Origin of the sequence: Myxococcus sp. MISCRS1, from assembly GCF_026626605.1 — a bacterium.
Taxonomy (GTDB): Bacteria; Myxococcota; Myxococcia; order Myxococcales; family Myxococcaceae; genus Myxococcus; species Myxococcus fulvus.
Window position 1 is genome coordinate 1851778 of record NZ_JAPNKB010000001.1, and the last position, 18784, is coordinate 1870561.

Consider the following 18784-nt stretch of genomic DNA (forward strand, 5'->3'; position numbering starts at 1 on the left):
CCCGGGCGGGGCTATTCCAAGCCCCGCTCCCGGGCGAGGGCGCGCAGCCGCTCCACGAGCGCGTCCCGGTCCTCGTAGCGCAGGCCCTCGGTGGGGATGGCGGGCAACAGCTCCACGCGCACCCGCCCCGGCCTGACGCGCCACTCCCCGAAGGGCAGCACGTCCCGCGCGCCGTGGAACACCATGGGGACCAGGGCGGCGCCGGAGCGGATGGCGAGCACCGCCGCGCCCTTGCGGTAGGGATTGAGCCGGCCGTCCTCGCTGCGTCGGCCCTCGATGGACATGTAATAGCTGGCGCCCTCGCGCAGGGCCTGGGCGGCGCGGTCCACGGCGCGGCGCGCCTGCGCGCTCCACTGGCGCACCACCACCGTGGAGCCCTGGGCCCAGGGCACCCAGCCCGCGAAGGGCAGCGCCGCATACTCGATGTTCATGAAGATGCGCACGGGCCGGGGCAGCGCCGGGGGCGTCACGAACGTCTCGCTCAAGCTCGTCTGGTTCAGTTGCAGGAACAGATACGAGGATGCGTCGTAGCGGCCCTCGTTGTGGTCCACCACCTCCACGTCCACGCCGAAGACGCGCCGGGCCCACAGACACCACGTCCGCATCAGCGCGTCCGAGGCCCCGGGGCTGACGGGCCCCAGCAGGAGCGCGGGCGTGAGCAGGGGCGGCATCGCCGCGCACGCCACACCCCAGCGCAGCAGGCTCGACAGCAGGCCCGGGCGGGTAGGAAGCGAGGGAGGGACGTCCATGCGCTGGCCTATACCAGGGTGTATGCATGAGGACAGGGTGGAAGTGGACCTCTCGCGCCAGTCCGTGAGGACATGGCAGGCTGGGAGGCGCGAAAGGCAGGCAGGGGGGCATCATGGGAAGTCCACGCGCCAACGCGCTCGAGGAATACAAGACGCTGCTGGAGCGACAGCGCACGGCGCCGCTCGGCCCCGACGAAGCGCAGCGTCTGGAGTTGCTCCGGGACGTGCTGCTGGAATTGGGAGCGCTGCCCCCCGAGGGCAGCCCCCTGCCCGCGCGTCCCGCTCGCGCGGACGCGGTGTTGGAGCTGACGTTCGCCACGCAGGATGACGTGGTGCGCGCGTACAGCAGGAACATCGGCACGGGAGGGCTCGCCATCCGCACCCCGCGCGCGCTGCCGGTGGGGAGCACGCTGGAGCTGCGCATCACCCTCCCCGACTCGGCCCAGGCGCTGCGGGCCTTCGGTCAGGTGGCGTGGTCGCGCGAGGACGGCATGGGCGTGGCCTTCACGCAGCTGGCACCCGACGGTGAGCAGCGATTGAAGGCGTTCGTGGCCCAGGACGCCTCGCTGCTCCAGCGCGTGCGGGGCGTGCTGAAGACGGATGTGATGGAGCTCTTGAAGAAGGACGTGAGGGAGCTGGGCAAGGGGCCCGCGCCCCAGGCCGCCAACGCGGTGGAGCTGGACACGCGGGAGCCGGTGCTGGTGCGCCTGTCGGACGCGCGCTTGATGGCGCTCATCACCGAGCTGTTCGAGCAGAAGGGTTTGCGCGTCGTGACGGACAGCGACAAGCCCGCGCGCATCATCATCGTGGACACGGGCTCCGCGCTGGATGTGCTCAGCACGGCGGCGCGCCCCGGCTCGCGCATCGTCATGGTGAACGTGAGCGGACCGGACTCGCTGATGGGCCGCCTGTCCAACCTCAGCCCCGCCGCCTTCGTCAAGCACCCGGCCAGCGCGGCCGCCGTGCTCGTCGCCGTGGAGAGGCTCCTGTCGGCGACGAAGTCCTCCTGAGCCGGGAGGGGAACCGCTACGCTCGGCCCGATGAGACCTGGGACGTGGCGGCTCCTCGTGGGATTCCTGATGGGCTGCGCCACCACGCCGCCTGTCGCCCCTCCTGCTCCTCCTCCGCGCGTCGAGCCACCTCCCGCGCTGCTCACCGCCTACCGCGTGCTTCCCGAAGGAGGGCTCGAGCGCTGGCGCCCCCTGACGACGGACGCGACCGGCTTCCAGCCCCCCACCGGGGGCACGTGGTGCGCGGAGCCGCTCGGCGCGCTCGTGACGGAGGAGGAGGCACGTCAGCGGGCCACCGCTTTGAAGGCGCATCAGGTGCCCGAGCTCTGCTTCGACTCGGCGCCCCTGCCCGCCCCGTCGCTCCTCGCGCGGCTGCTGCGCGACTCGGGCGCGGTGGGCCTGCGCGCCTCGGGCACCCCGCTGGGCGACGCGCACCTGGAGGCCCTGCGGGAGTTCACATCCCTGGAGGCCCTGCACCTGGACGGCACCCGGGTGACCGACGGGGGGCTCGCGCACGTGAGGGAGATGCGGAGGCTGGCCGTCGTGCGTCTGGATGAGACGGCCATCTCCGACGCGGGCCTCGGCTTCCTCTCCGGGCTGACGACGCTGCGGCGCCTCACCCTCGCGAGCACCGCCATCAGCCCGCGTGCGCTGTCGGCCCTCGCCGCCCAGTCGGAGCTCGAGTGGCTGGACCTCTCCGACACCGCGGTGGACGACACCGTCCTCGCCTGGGTGCCCGGAGCGCGCCTGCACACGCTGGTGCTGAGCGGGACGCACGTGACGGACGCGGGCCTCGCGCGGCTGCGGGAGCTGCCGGGCCTCACGTGGCTGGGCCTCGCGCGCACCGGGCTCACCGACACGGGCCTCGCGCACCTCGGCACGCTGCGGAACCTGGAGGCGCTGCACCTGGGCCACACCCGCATCACCGACCTGGGCCTTGGCCACCTCTCCGGCCTGAAGGCGCTGCGCGCCCTGGTCCTCACGAAGACCCACCTGCGGGGCCCGGGGCTCCGGCACCTCGCGGCACTGAGCGCGCTGGAGCTGCTCCACCTCGACGACACCCGCGTGGACGACGCGGCCCTGCGACAGGTGCGAGGACTCGTGGCCCTGCGGGAGCTGGAGCTGTCGAGGACCGCCGTCGCGGCGGGGGGACTCGACGTGCTCGCGGGCTTCATCGCGCTGGAGCGGCTGGGCCTGTCCGGCCTGGCCGTGACGGATGACTCGCTCGCCACGCTTCGAGGGCTGGAGCGATTGGTTCGGCTCGACCTGAGCGCCACGCCCATGGGCCCCCAGGCCCTGGGGCATCTGCACGCGGCCCTGCGCGAGCTGGACGTGAGCCGGACCGCCTTCAACGACGAGTGGCTGCCCGCGCTGCGCGCCCTGCCCCACCTCCAGTCCCTGCGCGCCGAGCGCACCCTGCTCACCGACCTGGGGCTGGGGCAGCTGGCCGAGCTGGCCGGCCTGGAGTCGATTCACGTCGCGGGCACGCCCATCAGCGGCTCCGGACTGGTGGCCCTCCAGCGACTGCCGCGCCTGACACGACTGGACCTGGGCGCCACGTGGCTCAACGACGAGAGCCTCCAGGCCCTGAGGGGCTTCCCCCAGCTCACCTGGCTCAGCCTCGCCCGGGCGCGCATCGGCGATGCGTCCCTGGGACATCTGCCCAGGACGCTGCACACGCTCCACCTGCCCCGCACCGGTGTCACCGACGCGGGCCTGGCCGCGCTGCGCGCCCTGCCCCAGTTGCGCGTGCTGGATGTACGAGGAACCTCGGTGTCGGGCGAGGCCCTCGGGGCGCTGGTCCGGGAGCGAGGGCTGCGGCTCGTCACCGCGCCCTGAAGGGCCCACGCCGCCGCGTCGAGGCCCCCCTGACGCGTCAACGTTCGCGGCTGACGTGTCCAGGCTGGGGAGGACCTCCCCGCGTCGCTTGTGACCTCGGCATGAGGAAGCCGGGCATTCGCGGACTTACGTGAGGCCGCCGGGATGGCCCGTGCCCTGCACACGCGGCCGGACCGGAGCAGGCCCGCCACGTCCGTGGACTCTCGGCCGCTTCAGGAGCGTCATGGACGCGGTCATCGAACAGTTGAAGACGTTGGCTCTCGCGGAGGCCTTCCCGTTCCTGCTCAAGGCAATGGGCGCCCTCGTGTTGTGGTTCGTGGGACGTGCAATCATCAGCACCTTCCGGCGCGTGTTGAACCTGACGCTGCAGAAGCGGCAGTTCGACGCCACGCTCATCCGGTACATCGAGTCGCTGTTCGCGGGCTCCCTCACCATCCTGTTGCTGCTGGGCATCCTGGGGATGATGGGGTTCGAGACCACCTCGTTCGCCGCGCTGCTGGCCGCCGCGGGCATCGCCATCGGCACGGCGTGGTCCGGGCTGCTCTCCAACTTCGCCGCGGGCATCTTCCTGCTGGTGCTGCGGCCCTTCCGCGTGGGCGACGAAATCTCCGCCGCCGGCGTCACGGGCCTGGTGCAGGAGATCGGCCTGTTCGCCACCACCATCGACACGGGCGACAACCTGCGCATCTCCGTCGGCAACAACCGCCTCTTCAGCGACAACATCATCAACTTCAGCCACCACCCCCACCGCCGCATCGTGGTGAAGGTGCCGCTGACGCACGGCGGGGACATCCATGGGCTGATGAAGGCCTTCCGCGAGCGCGTCGTGGTGGTGCCCGGCGTCCAGGCGGCGCCCGTGCCCAGCGTCGACGTGGCGGAGTTCACCGCGCAGGGGCCCGTCATCGCCATCGGCGTGAATTGCAAGCCCACCCAGGCGGGCGCCGTGCAGGGCGCCGTCTCGCTCGCCGTGGAGGAGACGCTCATCGCCACCGGCTACGTCGTCCTCGCGCCGTCGGCCCTGCCGCCGCCACAGCTGGCCCGGGCCGGCTGAAGCAAGGCGCCTTCCCGGGGCGCCCCTTGGAGCCGAGAGGGGCGCTCCCAGGTCCGGCGGAGGCGCTCAGCGCGCGTTCACCGCGGCGTTGCACGCGGCGTTGGCCGCGTCGGCCCAGCGCTTCCCGATGGCCGCGTACCCCGGCGCCTGGACGAACGGCGGCAGCATGTCCTCCGACGTGCGCTCGTTGTGCATGTTGAGCGGCCAGATGTCCTGGGCGGCGCAGGCCAGCCGCACGGCCCTCCAGGACAGCCCCGCCGCCTCCATCACCCGCAGGTAGTCGTCCCGCTCCAGGCTCCTGGCCGCGTTCTCGAAGATTTGTGGCCGCATGGCGCGCGTCGCCGGCTGCACGGGCCACCAGTCCTTGCTGCGCCGGCGGTACTCCTTCACGTCCGCCTCCCGCAGGGCCGCCAGTCGCGTCTGGAAGCTCGCCTCCGTGTCCGTCAGCAGCTCCAGCGCCTTCTGCCCCATGGCCGCGTAGAACACGTCGCTCGAGTGGTCCTTGCGAGCCTGAGGCCCCACGAACGCGACGTACTCCCGCGTCGCCGCGAGCAGCTCCCGCTCCGCGTCCTCCACCGAGGGCACCGCCGCCGAGCGCGTCTCCGGCACCTCGCGAAAGCCGTCCTCCTGCGACACGGCGGACTGGGCCTGGGGGCCCGGCCACGGGAAGAAGTAGCGGTACCAGACCACCCGGTCCGGGAACACCAGCGCCAGCTCCGGCAACCGGGGCGGGGAGTCGGGCGGATCGTACAGCACCCAGATCGAAGGGTCGGAGACGCGGAGCGAGCGGATGGCCAGGAGCCCCCGCGCCTTCATCCGCTCGAACCACCGGTCGAACGACGGCTCGAAGCCCCCGTCCACCTCGAAGCCCAGGAAGGTCTCCGGGCTCCGCGCGAAGGAGCCCGCCCACGGGTCCTCGAGCATCAGCGCGCGCACCGGGCGGCCCTCCAGCCGCGCGTTGCCGACGATGGCCGCCTGCCAGGCATACACATGAACCGGGTTGATCATCCCGGGGACTCTAGCGCGCCCTCCCCACGACAGGGATTCGCGCGAGCCTCACCGGGCCCCGCAATGACAGCCGCCAGAGGGCGAGGAACTCCGCCCCCTGGCGACTCGCGTCTTGGACAGGCACTCTACGTGCCCAAACAAGGACTACAGCGCGTAGGCGGCGTCCAGCACGGGCTGCGTGGGCAGCGGGAGAGAGCCACCACAGCCACGGGGACCACCACGAACCTTGGTCTTGATCTGCATGACGAGCTCCTATCGAGAACAGCCTGGGTTGGACTCAGTCTGGAAGACTGACGACTACGGGATCTGCGTGAGGACGCCGCCCGTGGTGCGCACGGGAATCGCAACACCACCGCCACAGCCACGGGGACCGCCACGAACCTTGGTCTTGATCTGCATGATGGACTCCTCGGAATCAGGTGTGAGTGAAGTCAGCTCGGGATGCTGACGGAGGACTACGGGATGGCCGCGAGCGCGTCGGAACGCACCGCGATGATCACGCCACCACCGCAACCACGGGGACCGCCACGAACCTTGGTCTTGATCTGCATGATGAGCTCCTTGGTGAGGATGACTCCATCGCTGGAGTCGGGTGAGGATGATCCAGCGCCGACTACGGCAGCTGGGTGCGGACCGTGCCGGTCAGCACGGGCAGGGAACCGCCGCAACCACGGGGACCGCCACGAACCTTGGTCTTGATCTGCATGATGAGCTCCTGGTGAGGATGACTCCATCGCTGGAGTCGGATGGATGAAGCGGTGATGCCAGTCGACTACGGCAGCTGCGTGCGGACCTGGTTGGTCAGCACCACGCCACCACCGCAACCACGGGGACCGCCACGAACCTTGGTCTTGATCTGCATGGTACGCTCCTGGATGTACTGCGTTGACACCAGACACCCAACCCCGGGGATTGGATGGCTGGAAGGCGTTGATGAAAAGCTCTTGAGTCTACGGACGACGACACCTTCTGGTTCTTCCGGTGCCAGCCAATCTATACACACCCCTCTGACACGCGAGCTCCAAGGTCACCCGCGGTCCCGCCGCCCCTCGGCCAGCGCTGCTCCCGGCCCCTCCACAACCCGCGCTACCCGCCCCTATTCCCCGTCCATCCAGCCATTACGCGGCTCCCGAGTCGCCATTGCGTGCGATTCACCGTTCCCGGTCCGCATCAGAAGTAGAATCATTAAAGGCGGGTGTAATCGGCCAGTCAAGTGACCACGCAAAGAATGCGGCGAAAGTCTTTGTAACCTCTCACGCCACAGCCAATCTCAGACTTCGCGAATCGGAAGAAAATACAGGCGACCTCGCGAAGGCATAAAAAAATCGCCAGCGAGCGATGTTCCGCTCACTGGCGATTTCGAGCTTCGTCCGAGCGAATCACCGCCCGGGGACGAAACTACGGGAGCTGCTGGAGCACGTCGTCGTACCAGATGCTGATGCCGCCGGGGCCGCAACCACGGGGACCGCCACGAACCTTGGTCTTGATCTTCATGTGTCTGCTCCTGGTGATTGAGTCACTACGGTGAAACAACGACGTCTGGACGACTACGCCAGAACGGTGTCGTACCAGATGCTGATGCCGCCCGGGCCACAGCCGCGGGGACCGCCACGAACCTTGGTCTTGATCTTCATGATGTCGCTCCTGGGTTGAACCACGTTCGCTCCAGGCGACACGGTTGCCCATGCACACCCGGAGTAGAATCATTAAAAATCGATGAAAATTGGGAGTCAAGCCTTGAACTGAAAAACCCGCCAATCCAAATAGATCCGGGGACTTGGATAGATGGCGCAGTTTATCGAAACCTGAGAGACCCCTGGGTCATGAATCCACCTGGGGCCCGAAGCCAGTGCGCCCGAACCGGTTACAAGGGGCCGGCTCCGGACGCGGCGGAGGGACGCCGCCTCGGTGATACGTGGAGACCGCATCACGCCCCGCGTCGCAATGTCCTGAAAACATGTTTTAGCCATTTTATGAGCCCTATCTTCGAGATAGGACTGACCTGGACAACCCTTGACATGTCGGCCGGCTGTGTTCCGGGCGCCGCGCGGCTCCGGGCCTGGATGGATTGTCCATTCACGAAGGCGCGGAGAAGACAATCGCGGACGGGGCGCGTGCGGCATGGGGAGGTGACGCCCCTGGCTTTGCCGCGCGTCAGTCCGCCGGGCGAGGATGGGCGCCGACCTCCGGGAGCGTCCCGGGTGGAAGGTCTGGCGGGGAGTCCGTCTGTTCCACGGTGATGAGGTAGGCTTCGCTCATGAGAGTTGGTGAAGGAATGTTCCCGCGCACCGTGCGCGCGCTGCTGCGGGGGCGAGGGCGCTCGGCGCTCTGGTTGTTGCCGGTGGGGCTGTTCGCCGTCTGGGGCGTGTGGTTCCTGCGAGCGAGCATCACCGTCTACGAGCCCAGCGTGCAGGCGCGGCTGGAGGTCCACCGCGAGGTGTACGCCGTGGATGCGCCGGTGGACGGGCGGCTGGTGAAGACGCGGGTGGAGCTGCACCGGCAGGTGCGCGCGGGCGAGGTGCTCTTCGAGCTCGCCCACGAGCAGGAGGCGCGGCAGCTGGCGGAGGCGGAGGCCCAGCTTCGGGGCCTGGGGCCGCAGCTGACGGCGGCGCGCGCGGAGCTCGAGGTGGAGCAGGGCGCGCTCGTGGCCCAGCAGGAGCGCGGCGCTGCGGGCGTGGAGGAGGCCAAGGCCCGGCTGGTGGAGGCCGAGGCGCTGGCGCGCCGGGCGCTCGAGGAGAAGGCGAGCGCGGAGCAGTTGCACTCGCGCCAGTTGATCAGCGAGTCCGAGTGGAGCCGCGTGCGCACCGAGCTGGAGCGCGCCCAGGCCTCCGAGCAGGCCTCCCGCGCGGCGCTCACGCGCGTGAAGATGGATGGGACGATGCTGGCCACCGAGCGGCGCATCCGGGCCGCGGCGCTCAAGCGGGACATCGCGGAGCTGGAGGCCGCCGAGAGCGTGGCGCAGGCCTCCGTGGAGCGCCTGCGTGAAGAGCTGGAGCGGCGCGTGGTGAAGGCGCCCGCCGACGGCATCCTCGGCGAGACGAGCCCGGTGCGCGTGGGCACGCAGGTGAGGGCCGGGGACCGCATGGCCACCGTCGTCGCGGGGGGCGACGTGCGCATCGTCGCGCAGCTGTCCCCCGCCACGGCGCTGGGCCGGGTGCGCGCGGGCCAGCCGGCGCGCATGAAGCTGGAGGGCTTCGCCTGGACGGAGTTCGGCATGGTGCGCGCCACGGTGGTGGCGGTGGCGAGCGAGGCGCGCGACGGGCTGGTGCGCGTGGAGCTGTCCGTGGACGAGATGCCGGTGGGCATCCCCCTGGAGCACGGCCTGCCGGGCACCGTGGACATCGCGGTGGAGGACTCCACGCCGCTCAAGCTGGTGCTGCGCGCGCTGGGGCGGGGGCTGGAGGCGCCGGCGCGCTCGCGCCCGTTGCCGCCGCGCTCGTCGGGGGATTTGGAGATGTCGCGGGGCGGGAGCTGAGCCATGGCGGGCACACGAAGGCTGCTCATCCCCGAAGTCATCCAGACCTCCGCCATGGACTGCGGTCCGGCGGCCCTCAAGGCGCTCTTCGACGGCTTCGGCGTGTCCGTCAGCTACGGCCGGCTGCGCGAGGCCTGCCAGACGGACATCGACGGGACGTCCGTGGACGTGCTGGAGGAGCTGGCCGGCAAGCTGGGCCTGGAGGCCACCCAGGTCGTCCTGCCTCGCGACCAGGTGCTGATGCCGGAGACGAAGACGCTGCCGGCCATCATGGTGGTGCGTCTGGCGGACAGCAACCTGCACTTCATCGTCGTCTGGCGCCGCATCGGTGACCGGGTGCAGATCATGGACCCCGCGCTGGGACGGCGCTGGGTGTCGGTGGCGGAGCTGATGGACCGGCTCTACGTCCACGCCCTGCCCGTCCCGGCCGAGGCCTTCCGCGACTGGGCCGGCACGGGCGAGTTCCTCGCCGGGATGCGCCTGAGGCTGCAGGCGCTCGTGGACAAGGCGCTCGCGGCGAGGCTGCTCGACGAGGCCCTGGCCGACGCGAGCTGGAAGGGCGTGGCGTGCCTGGACGCGACGACGCGCATGGTCCAGACGCTGGTGGACGGCGGCGGCGTGGAGCACGGCGAGGGGTCCGCGCGCTTCCTGGAGCAGCTGTTGAAGGAGGTGCACGTGGCCCTGGAGGAGGGCCGCGCCGAGCAGGTCATCCCCGCCACCTACTGGACGGCGGTGGGCGCTCCGGACGGCGAGGAGGTGACGTTGCGCGGCGTGGTCTGCATCCTCGCCCGGGGCCTGCGCCAGACGCGGGAGGAGGACGAGGAGCCCCTGTCCGCGGACCTCAAGGCGGCGCTCCTGGAGCCCCCCACCCGTCCGCTGCGCGAGCTCATCGGGCTGATGCGCCGCGACGGCCTGTTGGCCCCCTCCATCCTCGCGGCCATCGCCCTGACGGCCGCGGTGGGAGGCTTCCTGGAGGCGCTGCTGCTGCGCGGCATCATCGACGCGGGCCGCTACCTCACCACCCAGGAGCAGCGGCTGGCGGGCATCGTGACGCTGCTGGTGCTGATGGGCGTGCTGTTCACGCTGGAGCTGCCCCTGGCCATGGGGACGCTGAAGCTGGGCCGCCGCCTGGAGGTCCGGCTGCGGCTGGCGTTCCTCGACAAGATTCCCCGGCTGGGGGACCGCTACTTCAAGAGCCGGCTCGTCTCCGACATGGCGCAGCGCTGCCACGGCATCCACCAGGTGCGCAGCGTGCCCACGCTCGGCGTCGGCGTGCTGCGCGCCACCTCGGAGATGCTGGTGACGCTGGGAGGGCTGGTGTGGCTTGCCCCCGGCAGCGCGCCGCTCATCGTGCTGGGCGGGGCCATGGCGCTGGCGGTGCCGCTGCTCGCCCAGCGCTCGCTGCTGGAGGCGGACCGGCGCATGCGCGACTTCGACGGCGTGCTGTCGCGCTTCTACCTGGACGCCATGCGGGGCGCCGTGGCGCTGCGCGCGCACCGCGCGGAGCTGACCCTGCGGCGCGCGCACGAGGAGCCCCTGCACGAGTACGTGGGCGCCGCGCGCACGCTGCTGGGCCGGGGCATCCTCACCGACACCCTGTCCATGCTGGCGGCCACCGGAGGCTCGGTGGCCATCGTGCTGCACGCCGTGTCCCAGGGCATCCAGCCCGGGGCGGTGCTGCTGCTGGTGTACTGGGCCCTGGCGCTGGCCACGGTGGGCAAGCAGTTGGCGGACGCGCTGCGGCAGTACCCCGCCGCGTCGTCGCTCACCGGCCGGCTGATGGAGCCGCTCTTGGCCCCCGACGAGGTGGGCGCGGGCCTGGAGGCGGTGGAGGAGCCGTCCCCCGCGGCGCTCGCGAGCCAGCCCCGCGGCGTGGGCTTCACGCTCGAGCAGGTGGAGGTCAAGGCGGCGGGCTTCACGGTGCTGCAGGGCATCGACATGACGGTGCGGCCCGGCGAGCACGTGGCCATCGTCGGCCCGTCGGGCGCGGGCAAGTCGTCGCTCGTGGGCATCCTGCTGGGCTGGCACCGCCCGTCCTCCGGACAGGTGACGGTGGACGGCGAGCCGCTCAAGGGCCAGACGCTGGCGCGCCTGCGCCGGCAGACGGCGTGGGTGGAGCCCGAGGTGACGCTGTGGAACAAGTCGCTGGTGGACAACCTGGCCTACGGGGTGGAGACGGGCGAGGTGCTGCCGCGCGTGGGGCAGGCGCTCAGGTCCGCGGACCTCATCGAGTTCCTGGACAAGCTGCCCCAGGGGCTCCAGACGCGCCTGGGCGAGGGCGGCAGCCTGCTGTCCGGCGGCCAGGGGCAGCGCGTGCGCCTGGGCCGGGCGCTCTTGAGGCCCGGGGTGCGGCTGGCCATCTTCGACGAGCCCTTCCGCGGCCTGGAGCGGGACCGGCGCGCGGCGCTGCTGGAGCGCTCCCGGCAGGAGCTGGAGGGGGCGACGATGCTGTGCATCATGCATGACATCGCGGAGACGCTGACGTTCGACCGGGTGCTGGTCATCAAGGGCGGCCAGCTGGTCGAGGACGCCAACCCGCGCGAGCTCGCGAAGCGGGAGGACTCCGTGTACCGCTCGCTGCTGGACGAGGAGGAGCAGATGCGGCGGGCCCTGGGCGGCCAGGGCGGCTGGAGGCGGATGATGCTGGACCAGGGACAGCTCGCCGAGCAGCCCCCGGAGTCGAAGCGGGGTGCGGCATGACGCGCGCCTCGGAGGCGAGGGGGGCCCGGCCCGCGGAGCCCCTGGCGGGGCTGGTGTGGCCCATGGCGCGCGGCGCGGAGGCGCTGGAGGCGCTGGCGCGCTCGGCGGGCCTGCCGCTGCCCCGGACGCGGGCGAAGGTCGTCGGGCAGGCGCCCACGGACCCGAACCGGCTGGGCGAGTGGCTGGACGCCGCCGCCCAGTCGCAGGGGCTGGAGCTGGACCTGGCGTACACGCGCCATGGCGAGGTGGAGAAGGCGCTCCTGCGCGCCTCCCCTGCCCTCCTGGACGTCGTCACCAGCGAGGGCGTCCAGGTGGCGGCGCTGCTGCGCGTGTCCGCCTCCGGCCGCACCGCGCGCGTCATCGCGCCGGACGAGACGGAGCGCGACGTGCCCCTGGCCTGGCTCACGTCCGGGGTGCAGGCCCTGGTCGAGGGCACCCAGGCCTCCACGGTGGACCGGGTGCTGTCGCGCGCGGCGATGCCGGAGCCTCAGCGGCTGCTCGCCCGGCGCGCGCTGCTGGGCGCGCAGCTGGCCAACACGCACCTGGTGGCGTCGCGCACGCTGCGGCTGCCGCCGGGCGCCCGGCTGGTCCACCACCTCAAGGCCCTGTCCACCGCGCCGCGGCTGGCGCTGGTGCTGGTGCTGGCGGTGCTCATCCAGGTGTGCGTGCTCAGCGCGTGGTGGCTGATTGGCCGGGGCGCGTTCGAGGGGCAGCTGGACCACGGCTGGCTGTGGGCGTGGGCGCTGATGGGGCTGACGGCGGTGCCGCTGCAGGCGGCGCTGGCGTGGACGCAGGGCTCGCTGGCGTTGGACTTGTCCGCGCTGCTCAGACGCAGGCTTCTCGCCGGCGCGCTGGCCATGCCGGTGGATGAGGCGAAGCGCGGCGGCATCGGCGAGTACGTGGGGAGGACCTTCGAGAGCGCGGGCATGGAGCAGATGGCGCTCGCCGGCAGCTTCACCAGCCTGCTCGCGGTGGTGGACCTGACCCTGGCCGGCAGCGTGACGCTGTCGGGCCCCGCGGGCACGCTGGGGCTCGCGGCGCTGGGCGGCTACTGCGTCCTGCTGGGCGTGCTCGTGGCGCGCCAGTCGCTGCTGTTCCGGGGCTGGACGGAGGCGCGCGTGGTGATGACCCACGCGCTCATCGAGCGGATGCTCGGCCACCGCACGCGGCTGGCGCAGGAGCAGCCCTCGCGCTGGCACGAGGAGGAGGACCAGGAGCTGGCGCGCTACTCGGACGCCTCCGAGCGCTGGGACGCGGGCACCGCGCGGGTGACGACGCTCGCGCGCCGGGGCCTGTTGCCGGTGGCCATCATCGCCATCCTCCCCGGCGTGCTGGCCGGGGCGGACACGGCGAGCATCGCGGTGGGCGTGGGCGCGGCCCTGCTGGGTGCCCGCGCGGTGATGTCGCTGGCGGTGGGCGCGCTGGCGCTCATCGGCTCACGGGTGCTGTTCTCCGCGGTGCGCCCCATGCTCGACGCGGCCCGGCTCTCCGGCGCCGTGGGCGGGGGCAAGGACGGCGAGGACGCCGCGCCCCAGGTGACGCCGCTCGCGGCCACCGAGGCGCCGTCCAAGAGCCAGGCGCTGCTCGAGGTGCGCGACGTGTACTTCAAGCACCCCGCCTCGCCGCGCGCGGTGCTCGAGGGCGCGTCCGTGGTCATCCATCCCGGAGAGCGCGTGCTGCTGGAGGGCGCGTCCGGCTCCGGCAAGTCCACGCTCGCCTCCATCCTCACGGGCCTCAGGCGCCAGGGCTCCGGCGTGGTGCTGCTGCGCGGCCTGGACATGTCCACCTGGACGCAGGACGGCTGGGGCGCGCAGATCGCCGGCGCGCCGCAGTTCCACGAGAACCACATCATCTCCGGCACGCTGGCGATGAACCTGCTGCTGGGCCGCGCCTGGCCCCACACCCAGGACGACGTGAAGCTGGCGCGCGAGCTGTGCGAGGAACTGGGCCTGGGAGAGCTGCTCCAGCGCATGCCCGCCGGAATCCTGCAGATGGTGGGCGAGCGCGGCTGGCAGCTGTCCCACGGCGAGCAGAGCCGCATCTTCGTCGCGCGCGCCCTGCTCCAGCGCGTCCAGGTCGTGGTGCTCGACGAGGCCTTCGGCGCGCTGGACCCGGTGACGATGCGCAAGGTGATGGCGTGCGTCGAGGCGCGCGCGCCCACGCTCATCGTCATCGCGCACCCCTGAAGGGATTCGAAGCGCCGTCCGCGGGCCCCGGACACGGCCCGCGGGCGTGTAACCCCTCCGGCGCGGCGCCGCGCGCCCCACGTCACCGACGAGGCGCTGGAAACACGACGGCCGCCAGCAGGCACGAAGCCCACTGACGGCCGAAGGACTGACTCCGGGTCTGAATCAGACCTCGTCGTACCAGATGCTGATGCCACCCGGGCCGCAACCACGGGGACCGCCACGAACCTTGGTCTTGATCTTCATGGTGTTTGCTCCTGACGTGCGAGGGTGGAATTACAGCTCGTAGTAGATGCTGATGCCGCCGGGACCACAGCCACGGGGACCGCCACGAACCTTGGTCTTGATCTTCATGGTGTCTGCTCCTGAGGTGCGAGGCTGGAATTACAGCTCGTAGTAGATGCTGATGCCGCCGGGACCACAGCCACGGGGACCGCCACGAACCTTGGTCTTGATCTTCATGGTGCTTGCTCCTGGTGTGTGATGCGTGAACGACGACTCCGGGCGACGACTACTCCAGCACTTCGTAGCTGATGCCACCGGGGCCACAGCCGCGAGGGCCACCACGAACCTTGGTCTTGATCTTCATCTGGATTGCTCCTGGTGAAAGAGAGAACGGGTTCAGCGGTTCAGCGACAACACAGCTCAGACAGCGATGACGCCGCCACAGCCACGGGGACCGCCACGGACCTTGGTCTTGATCTGCATGTGCTTGCTCCTGGTGAGAGGTTGAGGACCTCAGCTACTGCACAGCTCAGACAGCCTTGACGAGAACGCCGCCACCACAGCTACGGGGACCGCCACGAACCTTGGTCTTGATCTGCATGTGCTTGCTCCTGGTGAGAGGTGAGAACCTCAACGACAGAACGACTCAGACAGCGATGACGACCCCACCACCACAGCTACGGGGACCGCCACGAACCTTCGTCTTGATCTGCATGGGGCTTCCTCCAGGACTCCGAGGCATCAGCACCAATCGCGACAGTTCAGCTAACTGACGTTTTTGGCTACTCCGATATAAGTCGGTGAAACATGTGAGTCAAGCTTCCCGGGCCTGAAACATTCCATCATGGCTCCAGGCCCGGGAGTGAAACACCGCGTCATCTCACGCGGCCACGGCGCGGGGGTTGCCCGGGGTGATGGTGACGGACGCGACGTCGTCCTGGATGGTCAGCCCGAGCTCCTCGCGGAACACCTCCATCAGGTAGGGCAGCACGCCGATGGTGGCGAAGCGCAGCCGGTGGTGGATGGAGAGGTCCAGGTTGGTGAAGTGGCGCTTGGGGTGCTCGCGCTTGAGCAGCTTGTTGACCTCACGCTGCACGTTGTCCAGGGTGCCCACGGCGGAGCGCTCGATGGTGATGTAGTCGGCGAGCACGTCCGCCAGCCGGTCCGTCAGCTCGGGGTTGGCGCCCTCGGGCGCCGGGGCCCGCTCGCGGAACAGCGCGCGCAGCTGCTGGACCGTCTCCTCGTGCACGGCGTCCTTGGCCGGCGAGAACACGTCGGAGATGTGCTGCAGCTTGTCCTCGGAGAAGCCGCGCAGGCCGCGCTGGGCGCGGTCGTACATCTCCACATAGCGGGCCTTGGCCCAGGAGCGCTGGACCTCGGTGTGCTGACGGGTGGGCTGGATGATCTTCCAGTCCTTCTCCAGCCGCTCGCGCAGCCGGCCCCAGCCGGTGTCCTTGGGGGCCTCGGCCTGGAGGATGATGTCGCGCAGCCGCTCGTAGGTGTGACACATGTGCGCCCAGAGCGTGAACTGGAGCGAGTACAGCTGCAGGCCGCGCAGGCCATAGTCGAACGCGGCGGGAATCTCCTCCAGCCACGTCGGCGGGGGCAGCGGCTCGCCCGCCAGGGGCTTGCCGTCCAGCATGGTGGCGAAGAACTCCTCGACCATGTGCGGCGGGCCGGCGCACACGCCGCGGGTGGACAGGAAGTGGTTGTCGCGCTCCGTCAGGTGCAGCAGCGACGCCGGGTTGATGGGCGTCTCGTACGGCATGGGCTGCTCGGGCAGGAACATCAGGTAGATGCTCACCATGCGCACGCCGTCGGTGACGCGGAACACCGACGACAGCAGCGGATCCAACGTCCCGTTGGGGACGGGGTTCTCGCCCCTGAGCAGCATCATCGACGGCAGCGCGAGCACCGCGCAGCTGAACGCGTGCAGATCTCCGATGCGCCACTGGCCGTCGGGCAAGAGCGGGTAGCGCTTGAGGAACTCGTCGCGCAGGATGAGCATGGCCTGCAGCGAGGGCTTCCAGACCTTGGTCATGGACTTGAGCGCCGTGACGTTCATCAGCGCGTCGTCGCGGAAGCGGCTGCCCGGGTACGGGCACATGCGCCACTCGGTCTCCATGCGCATGCGCATCGAGTCCGGGAAGACGTTGTTCTCGCCGATGTGCCGCCCTTCCGCGTCCAGCGCCGCGTGCGCCGCGCGGTGCACCGGCAGCATCGCCTCCAGGAAGCCGAACTCCATGGGCCGGCCCACCAGCTGCTTGAGCACGCCCTCCGTGTCGGGGTTCCACCACAGCGGGGACTCGGGCGCGGGGCGCTTGGCCTCCGCCGCCATGATCATCTTGTGGTAGTCGGTCTCCGCCGCGAGCTTCGGCGCCTCGCGCGACAGGATGTTCTCCGACAGCAGGTGCTCGAGCAGCTCCTTCACCCGCTCCCACGGCAGCGGCTCACCGGTGGACCAGCGCGTGGCCACGCCCGCCATGAAGCTGTCCTGCTTGAGCAGGTTCTCGCCGAAGGCGTGCAGCTCGGGCTCCTCGATGCTGATCTCCTTGAGCCCGTAGTAGATGCGCAGCTCGGTGGTGCCCTCTTCCGTCTGCACGTACTCACTCATGAACCGGCGCCGCATGGGCAGGTACAGCGTCTCATGCGGGTCGATGGGCACGGCTTGCTGACTCATGCGACTGCTCCTGGGGAGAAACCCGTTGTTCAGACCTGACGCAAAGGTCAGGAACTCTTCCACGAGGCCCCCGGAGCATCAAGCGAGCCCCGGGAGTCGAGACAGCACCCATTTTGACATGAGCCCTGACATCCGCGTTCCAGCCGGGTAGACAGGACCTCCCGCGCAAACCTTGCGTCCGGGAGTGCCAGAAAGGGCGAGGCCACCCAGGGGACTCAAGTCTCCCGTGGGTGGCCTGGCGTGTTACGGGAGGTGGCCTCGCGTCAGTTGCAGACGCCGAGCCCGGCGCGGCCCGTGACGGGCAGCGTCTCGCGGTTGGGGAACGTCAGCTCCGGGTGGTCGAACGGGGCGCGGTAGGTCTTGACGCGGCAGTCCGTGAGGGCGTTGCGCAGGAAGTCCACCAGCGCGGAGCGCTCGCTCGCGGTGAAGGTGCGCGGGACGATGTCCAGCGACTTCTCCGGGTTGGCGAAGTCACCGCCGCGCTCGTAGAAGTCCACCACGTCCTCGAGCGTGGGGTAGCCGCCGTTGTGGAAGTACGGCGGGTTGAGGCCCACGTTGCGCAGGGTGGGCGTCTTGAACGCGCCCATGTCGAACGGGGAGAGGCTGACGGAGTTGGGCACGCCGCCGAAGACGCCCAGGTCGCCGCGCGCCAGGTCGTCCTCGGTGGGACGCACGCCGATGTTGTGGAAGCCCGTGTCGCCGCCGTCGCGGTTGAGCGGGCCGGCGATCTCGTACCAGGACACCGTGGCGTCGGTCAGCATGGCGCCGGTGTGGCAGTTGATGCACTCGCCCTTGCCCACGAACACGGACAGGCCCTTGAGCTGCTTGGGCGTGAGCGCGGAGAGGTTGCCGCCCAGGAAGCGGTCGAACGGCGTCTGGTCCGGGATGAGCGTGGCCTGGTAGGCCTGGAGCGCCTCGCCCCAGAAGAGCGAGAAGGCGTTCTCGCCGAGGTTCGCCAGCGCGTCGCCGAACGCGTCGCGAATCATCCGGTCGTACGTGCACGGCGCGCCGTTGCACAAGAGGCCCGGGCCGTCCGGGTTCGCCATGGCGCCCAGCACGCTGTCGTTGACGGACACGCGCTGGTGGCGCAGCGGCTGACGCGGAATCAGCTTCGTGCCCAGGCTGTCGGGGCCGAGAATCTGACGGCCCGAGCAGCCCTGCTCGCTGAAGTTCGTCACGGGGCCGGTGGCCTGCGACGCCAGCGACGCGCCCTCGATGCGCACCAGGAAGCCCTGGCCGTTGTTGCCCGAGTCACCCCAGATGTTCACGCCGTTGAAGAGGACGTTCGCCTCGCCGCCCCAGAACTGGTTGCGGTAGAAGCCGGAGCCCACCACGGTCGGCGTGTGGCGCGGGCCCACCAGCCGGAACTCGTTGAACGGTGCGTCCGGCACCACCACGCACTGGTCCGCCGGGTTGTCCAGGTTGTCCATGTCCAGGCCGAGGAACGCGGCGCGGAACGGGCCCTGCGAGCCCACGCGGTCATCGCTGGTGATCTTCGCCAGCGTGAAGTCCTGGCCGGGACCCGCGATGCTGTCGAACGTGTTGTCGAAGCCCGGGTGGATGGTGTTGTTCTTGCGGTCATCCGCGCCCGCGGCGAAGTGACAGCTGGCGCACGCCGTCTCGCCGTCACCGCTCGACTGGATGTCCCAGAAGAAGGCCTTGCCCAGCCGGATGGCCGCGGCCTTGTTGATGATGCGGCTGCCCACCGGCTGCGGCACCGGCTCATGAGACAGCGGACGCAGCGAGAACACGGCCATGCTGTCCAGCAGGGCCTTCGCATCCACCGCCACTTCCTCATTCTCGGCGGGGGAGGGCTTGGGAGGCTCGACCTGTCCGGCCGGCTCACACGCCGACAAGGAAA

The 18784-nt window shown here is 70.4% G+C and carries 10 protein-coding genes; 6 read left to right on the plus strand and 4 right to left on the minus strand.

Annotation, left to right across the window (positions count from 1 at the left end; translation table 11 throughout):
- Positions 1-11: 11 nt before the first annotated feature.
- On the minus strand, positions 12-749 hold the full coding sequence (locus tag OWM54_RS07065; RefSeq protein WP_223752207.1) for a lysophospholipid acyltransferase family protein: 738 nt from the start codon (positions 747-749) through the stop codon (positions 12-14).
- A 113-nt stretch (positions 750-862) separates the two neighbouring features.
- Between OWM54_RS07065 and OWM54_RS07070 the strand changes: the two genes are divergently transcribed.
- The 3 genes from OWM54_RS07070 (at position 863) to OWM54_RS07080 (ending at position 4649) form a co-directional block, all read left to right on the plus strand.
- Positions 863-1759, plus strand: a complete 897-nt coding sequence (locus OWM54_RS07070; protein WP_223752206.1) for a PilZ domain-containing protein — start codon at positions 863-865, stop codon at positions 1757-1759.
- Positions 1760-1816: 57 nt separating this feature from the next.
- On the plus strand, positions 1817-3598 hold the full coding sequence (locus OWM54_RS07075; RefSeq protein WP_223785063.1) for a leucine-rich repeat domain-containing protein: 1782 nt from the start codon (positions 1817-1819) through the stop codon (positions 3596-3598).
- Positions 3599-3821: 223 nt separating this feature from the next.
- A complete protein-coding gene (locus OWM54_RS07080) occupies positions 3822-4649 on the plus strand; it encodes a mechanosensitive ion channel family protein (protein WP_223752204.1) in 828 nt (275 codons plus the stop codon).
- Between the two features lie 66 nt (positions 4650-4715).
- Here OWM54_RS07080 and OWM54_RS07085 read toward each other — a convergent pair whose 3' ends face one another.
- Positions 4716-5657 carry a hypothetical protein gene (locus OWM54_RS07085; RefSeq protein WP_223752203.1) on the minus strand — a complete coding sequence of 314 codons (942 nt, stop codon included), beginning with the start codon at positions 5655-5657 and terminating at the stop codon, positions 4716-4718.
- 2275 nt (positions 5658-7932) lie between these two features.
- Here OWM54_RS07085 and OWM54_RS07090 point away from each other — a divergent pair.
- From OWM54_RS07090 to OWM54_RS07100, 3 genes are read left to right on the plus strand one after another with little or no spacing between them, the layout of a single operon-like run.
- Positions 7933-9132, plus strand: a complete 1200-nt coding sequence (locus OWM54_RS07090; protein ID WP_223752202.1) for an HlyD family secretion protein — start codon at positions 7933-7935, stop codon at positions 9130-9132.
- Between the two features lie 3 nt (positions 9133-9135).
- Positions 9136-11832, plus strand: a complete 2697-nt coding sequence (locus tag OWM54_RS07095) for an ATP-binding cassette domain-containing protein (RefSeq protein ID WP_267696981.1) — start codon at positions 9136-9138, stop codon at positions 11830-11832.
- Positions 11829-14018, plus strand: a complete 2190-nt coding sequence (locus OWM54_RS07100; protein ID WP_267696982.1) for an ABC transporter ATP-binding protein — start codon at positions 11829-11831, stop codon at positions 14016-14018. The genes OWM54_RS07095 and OWM54_RS07100 overlap by 4 nt, the downstream gene beginning before the upstream one ends.
- Positions 14019-15123: 1105 nt before the next feature.
- Here the strand turns inward: OWM54_RS07100 and OWM54_RS07105 are convergent.
- Both OWM54_RS07105 and OWM54_RS07110 read right to left on the minus strand, forming a co-directional pair.
- Positions 15124-16923 carry a hypothetical protein gene (locus OWM54_RS07105; RefSeq protein ID WP_267696983.1) on the minus strand — a complete coding sequence of 600 codons (1800 nt, stop codon included), beginning with the start codon at positions 16921-16923 and terminating at the stop codon, positions 15124-15126.
- Positions 16924-17186: 263 nt separating this feature from the next.
- Positions 17187-18707, minus strand: coding sequence for a cytochrome-c peroxidase (locus OWM54_RS07110; RefSeq protein WP_267696984.1), 1521 nt, complete (start codon positions 18705-18707; stop codon positions 17187-17189).
- Between the last annotated feature and the right edge of the window lie 77 nt (positions 18708-18784).

Bases quoted from the DNA above. Each gene is read 5' to 3' on its own strand.
- OWM54_RS07100 (WP_267696982.1), top strand. From the start codon at position 11,829: ATGACGCGCGCCTCGGAGGCGAGGGGGGCCCGGCCCGCGGAGCCCCTG.
- OWM54_RS07105 (WP_267696983.1), bottom strand. From the start codon at position 16,923: ATGAGTCAGCAAGCCGTGCCCATCGACCCGCATGAGACGCTGTACCTG.
- OWM54_RS07085 (WP_223752203.1), bottom strand. From the start codon at position 5,657: ATGATCAACCCGGTTCATGTGTATGCCTGGCAGGCGGCCATCGTCGGC.
- OWM54_RS07070 (WP_223752206.1), top strand. From the start codon at position 863: ATGGGAAGTCCACGCGCCAACGCGCTCGAGGAATACAAGACGCTGCTG.
- OWM54_RS07095 (WP_267696981.1), top strand. From the start codon at position 9,136: ATGGCGGGCACACGAAGGCTGCTCATCCCCGAAGTCATCCAGACCTCC.
- OWM54_RS07090 (WP_223752202.1), top strand. From the start codon at position 7,933: ATGTTCCCGCGCACCGTGCGCGCGCTGCTGCGGGGGCGAGGGCGCTCG.
- OWM54_RS07080 (WP_223752204.1), top strand. From the start codon at position 3,822: ATGGACGCGGTCATCGAACAGTTGAAGACGTTGGCTCTCGCGGAGGCC.
- OWM54_RS07065 (WP_223752207.1), bottom strand. From the start codon at position 749: ATGGACGTCCCTCCCTCGCTTCCTACCCGCCCGGGCCTGCTGTCGAGC.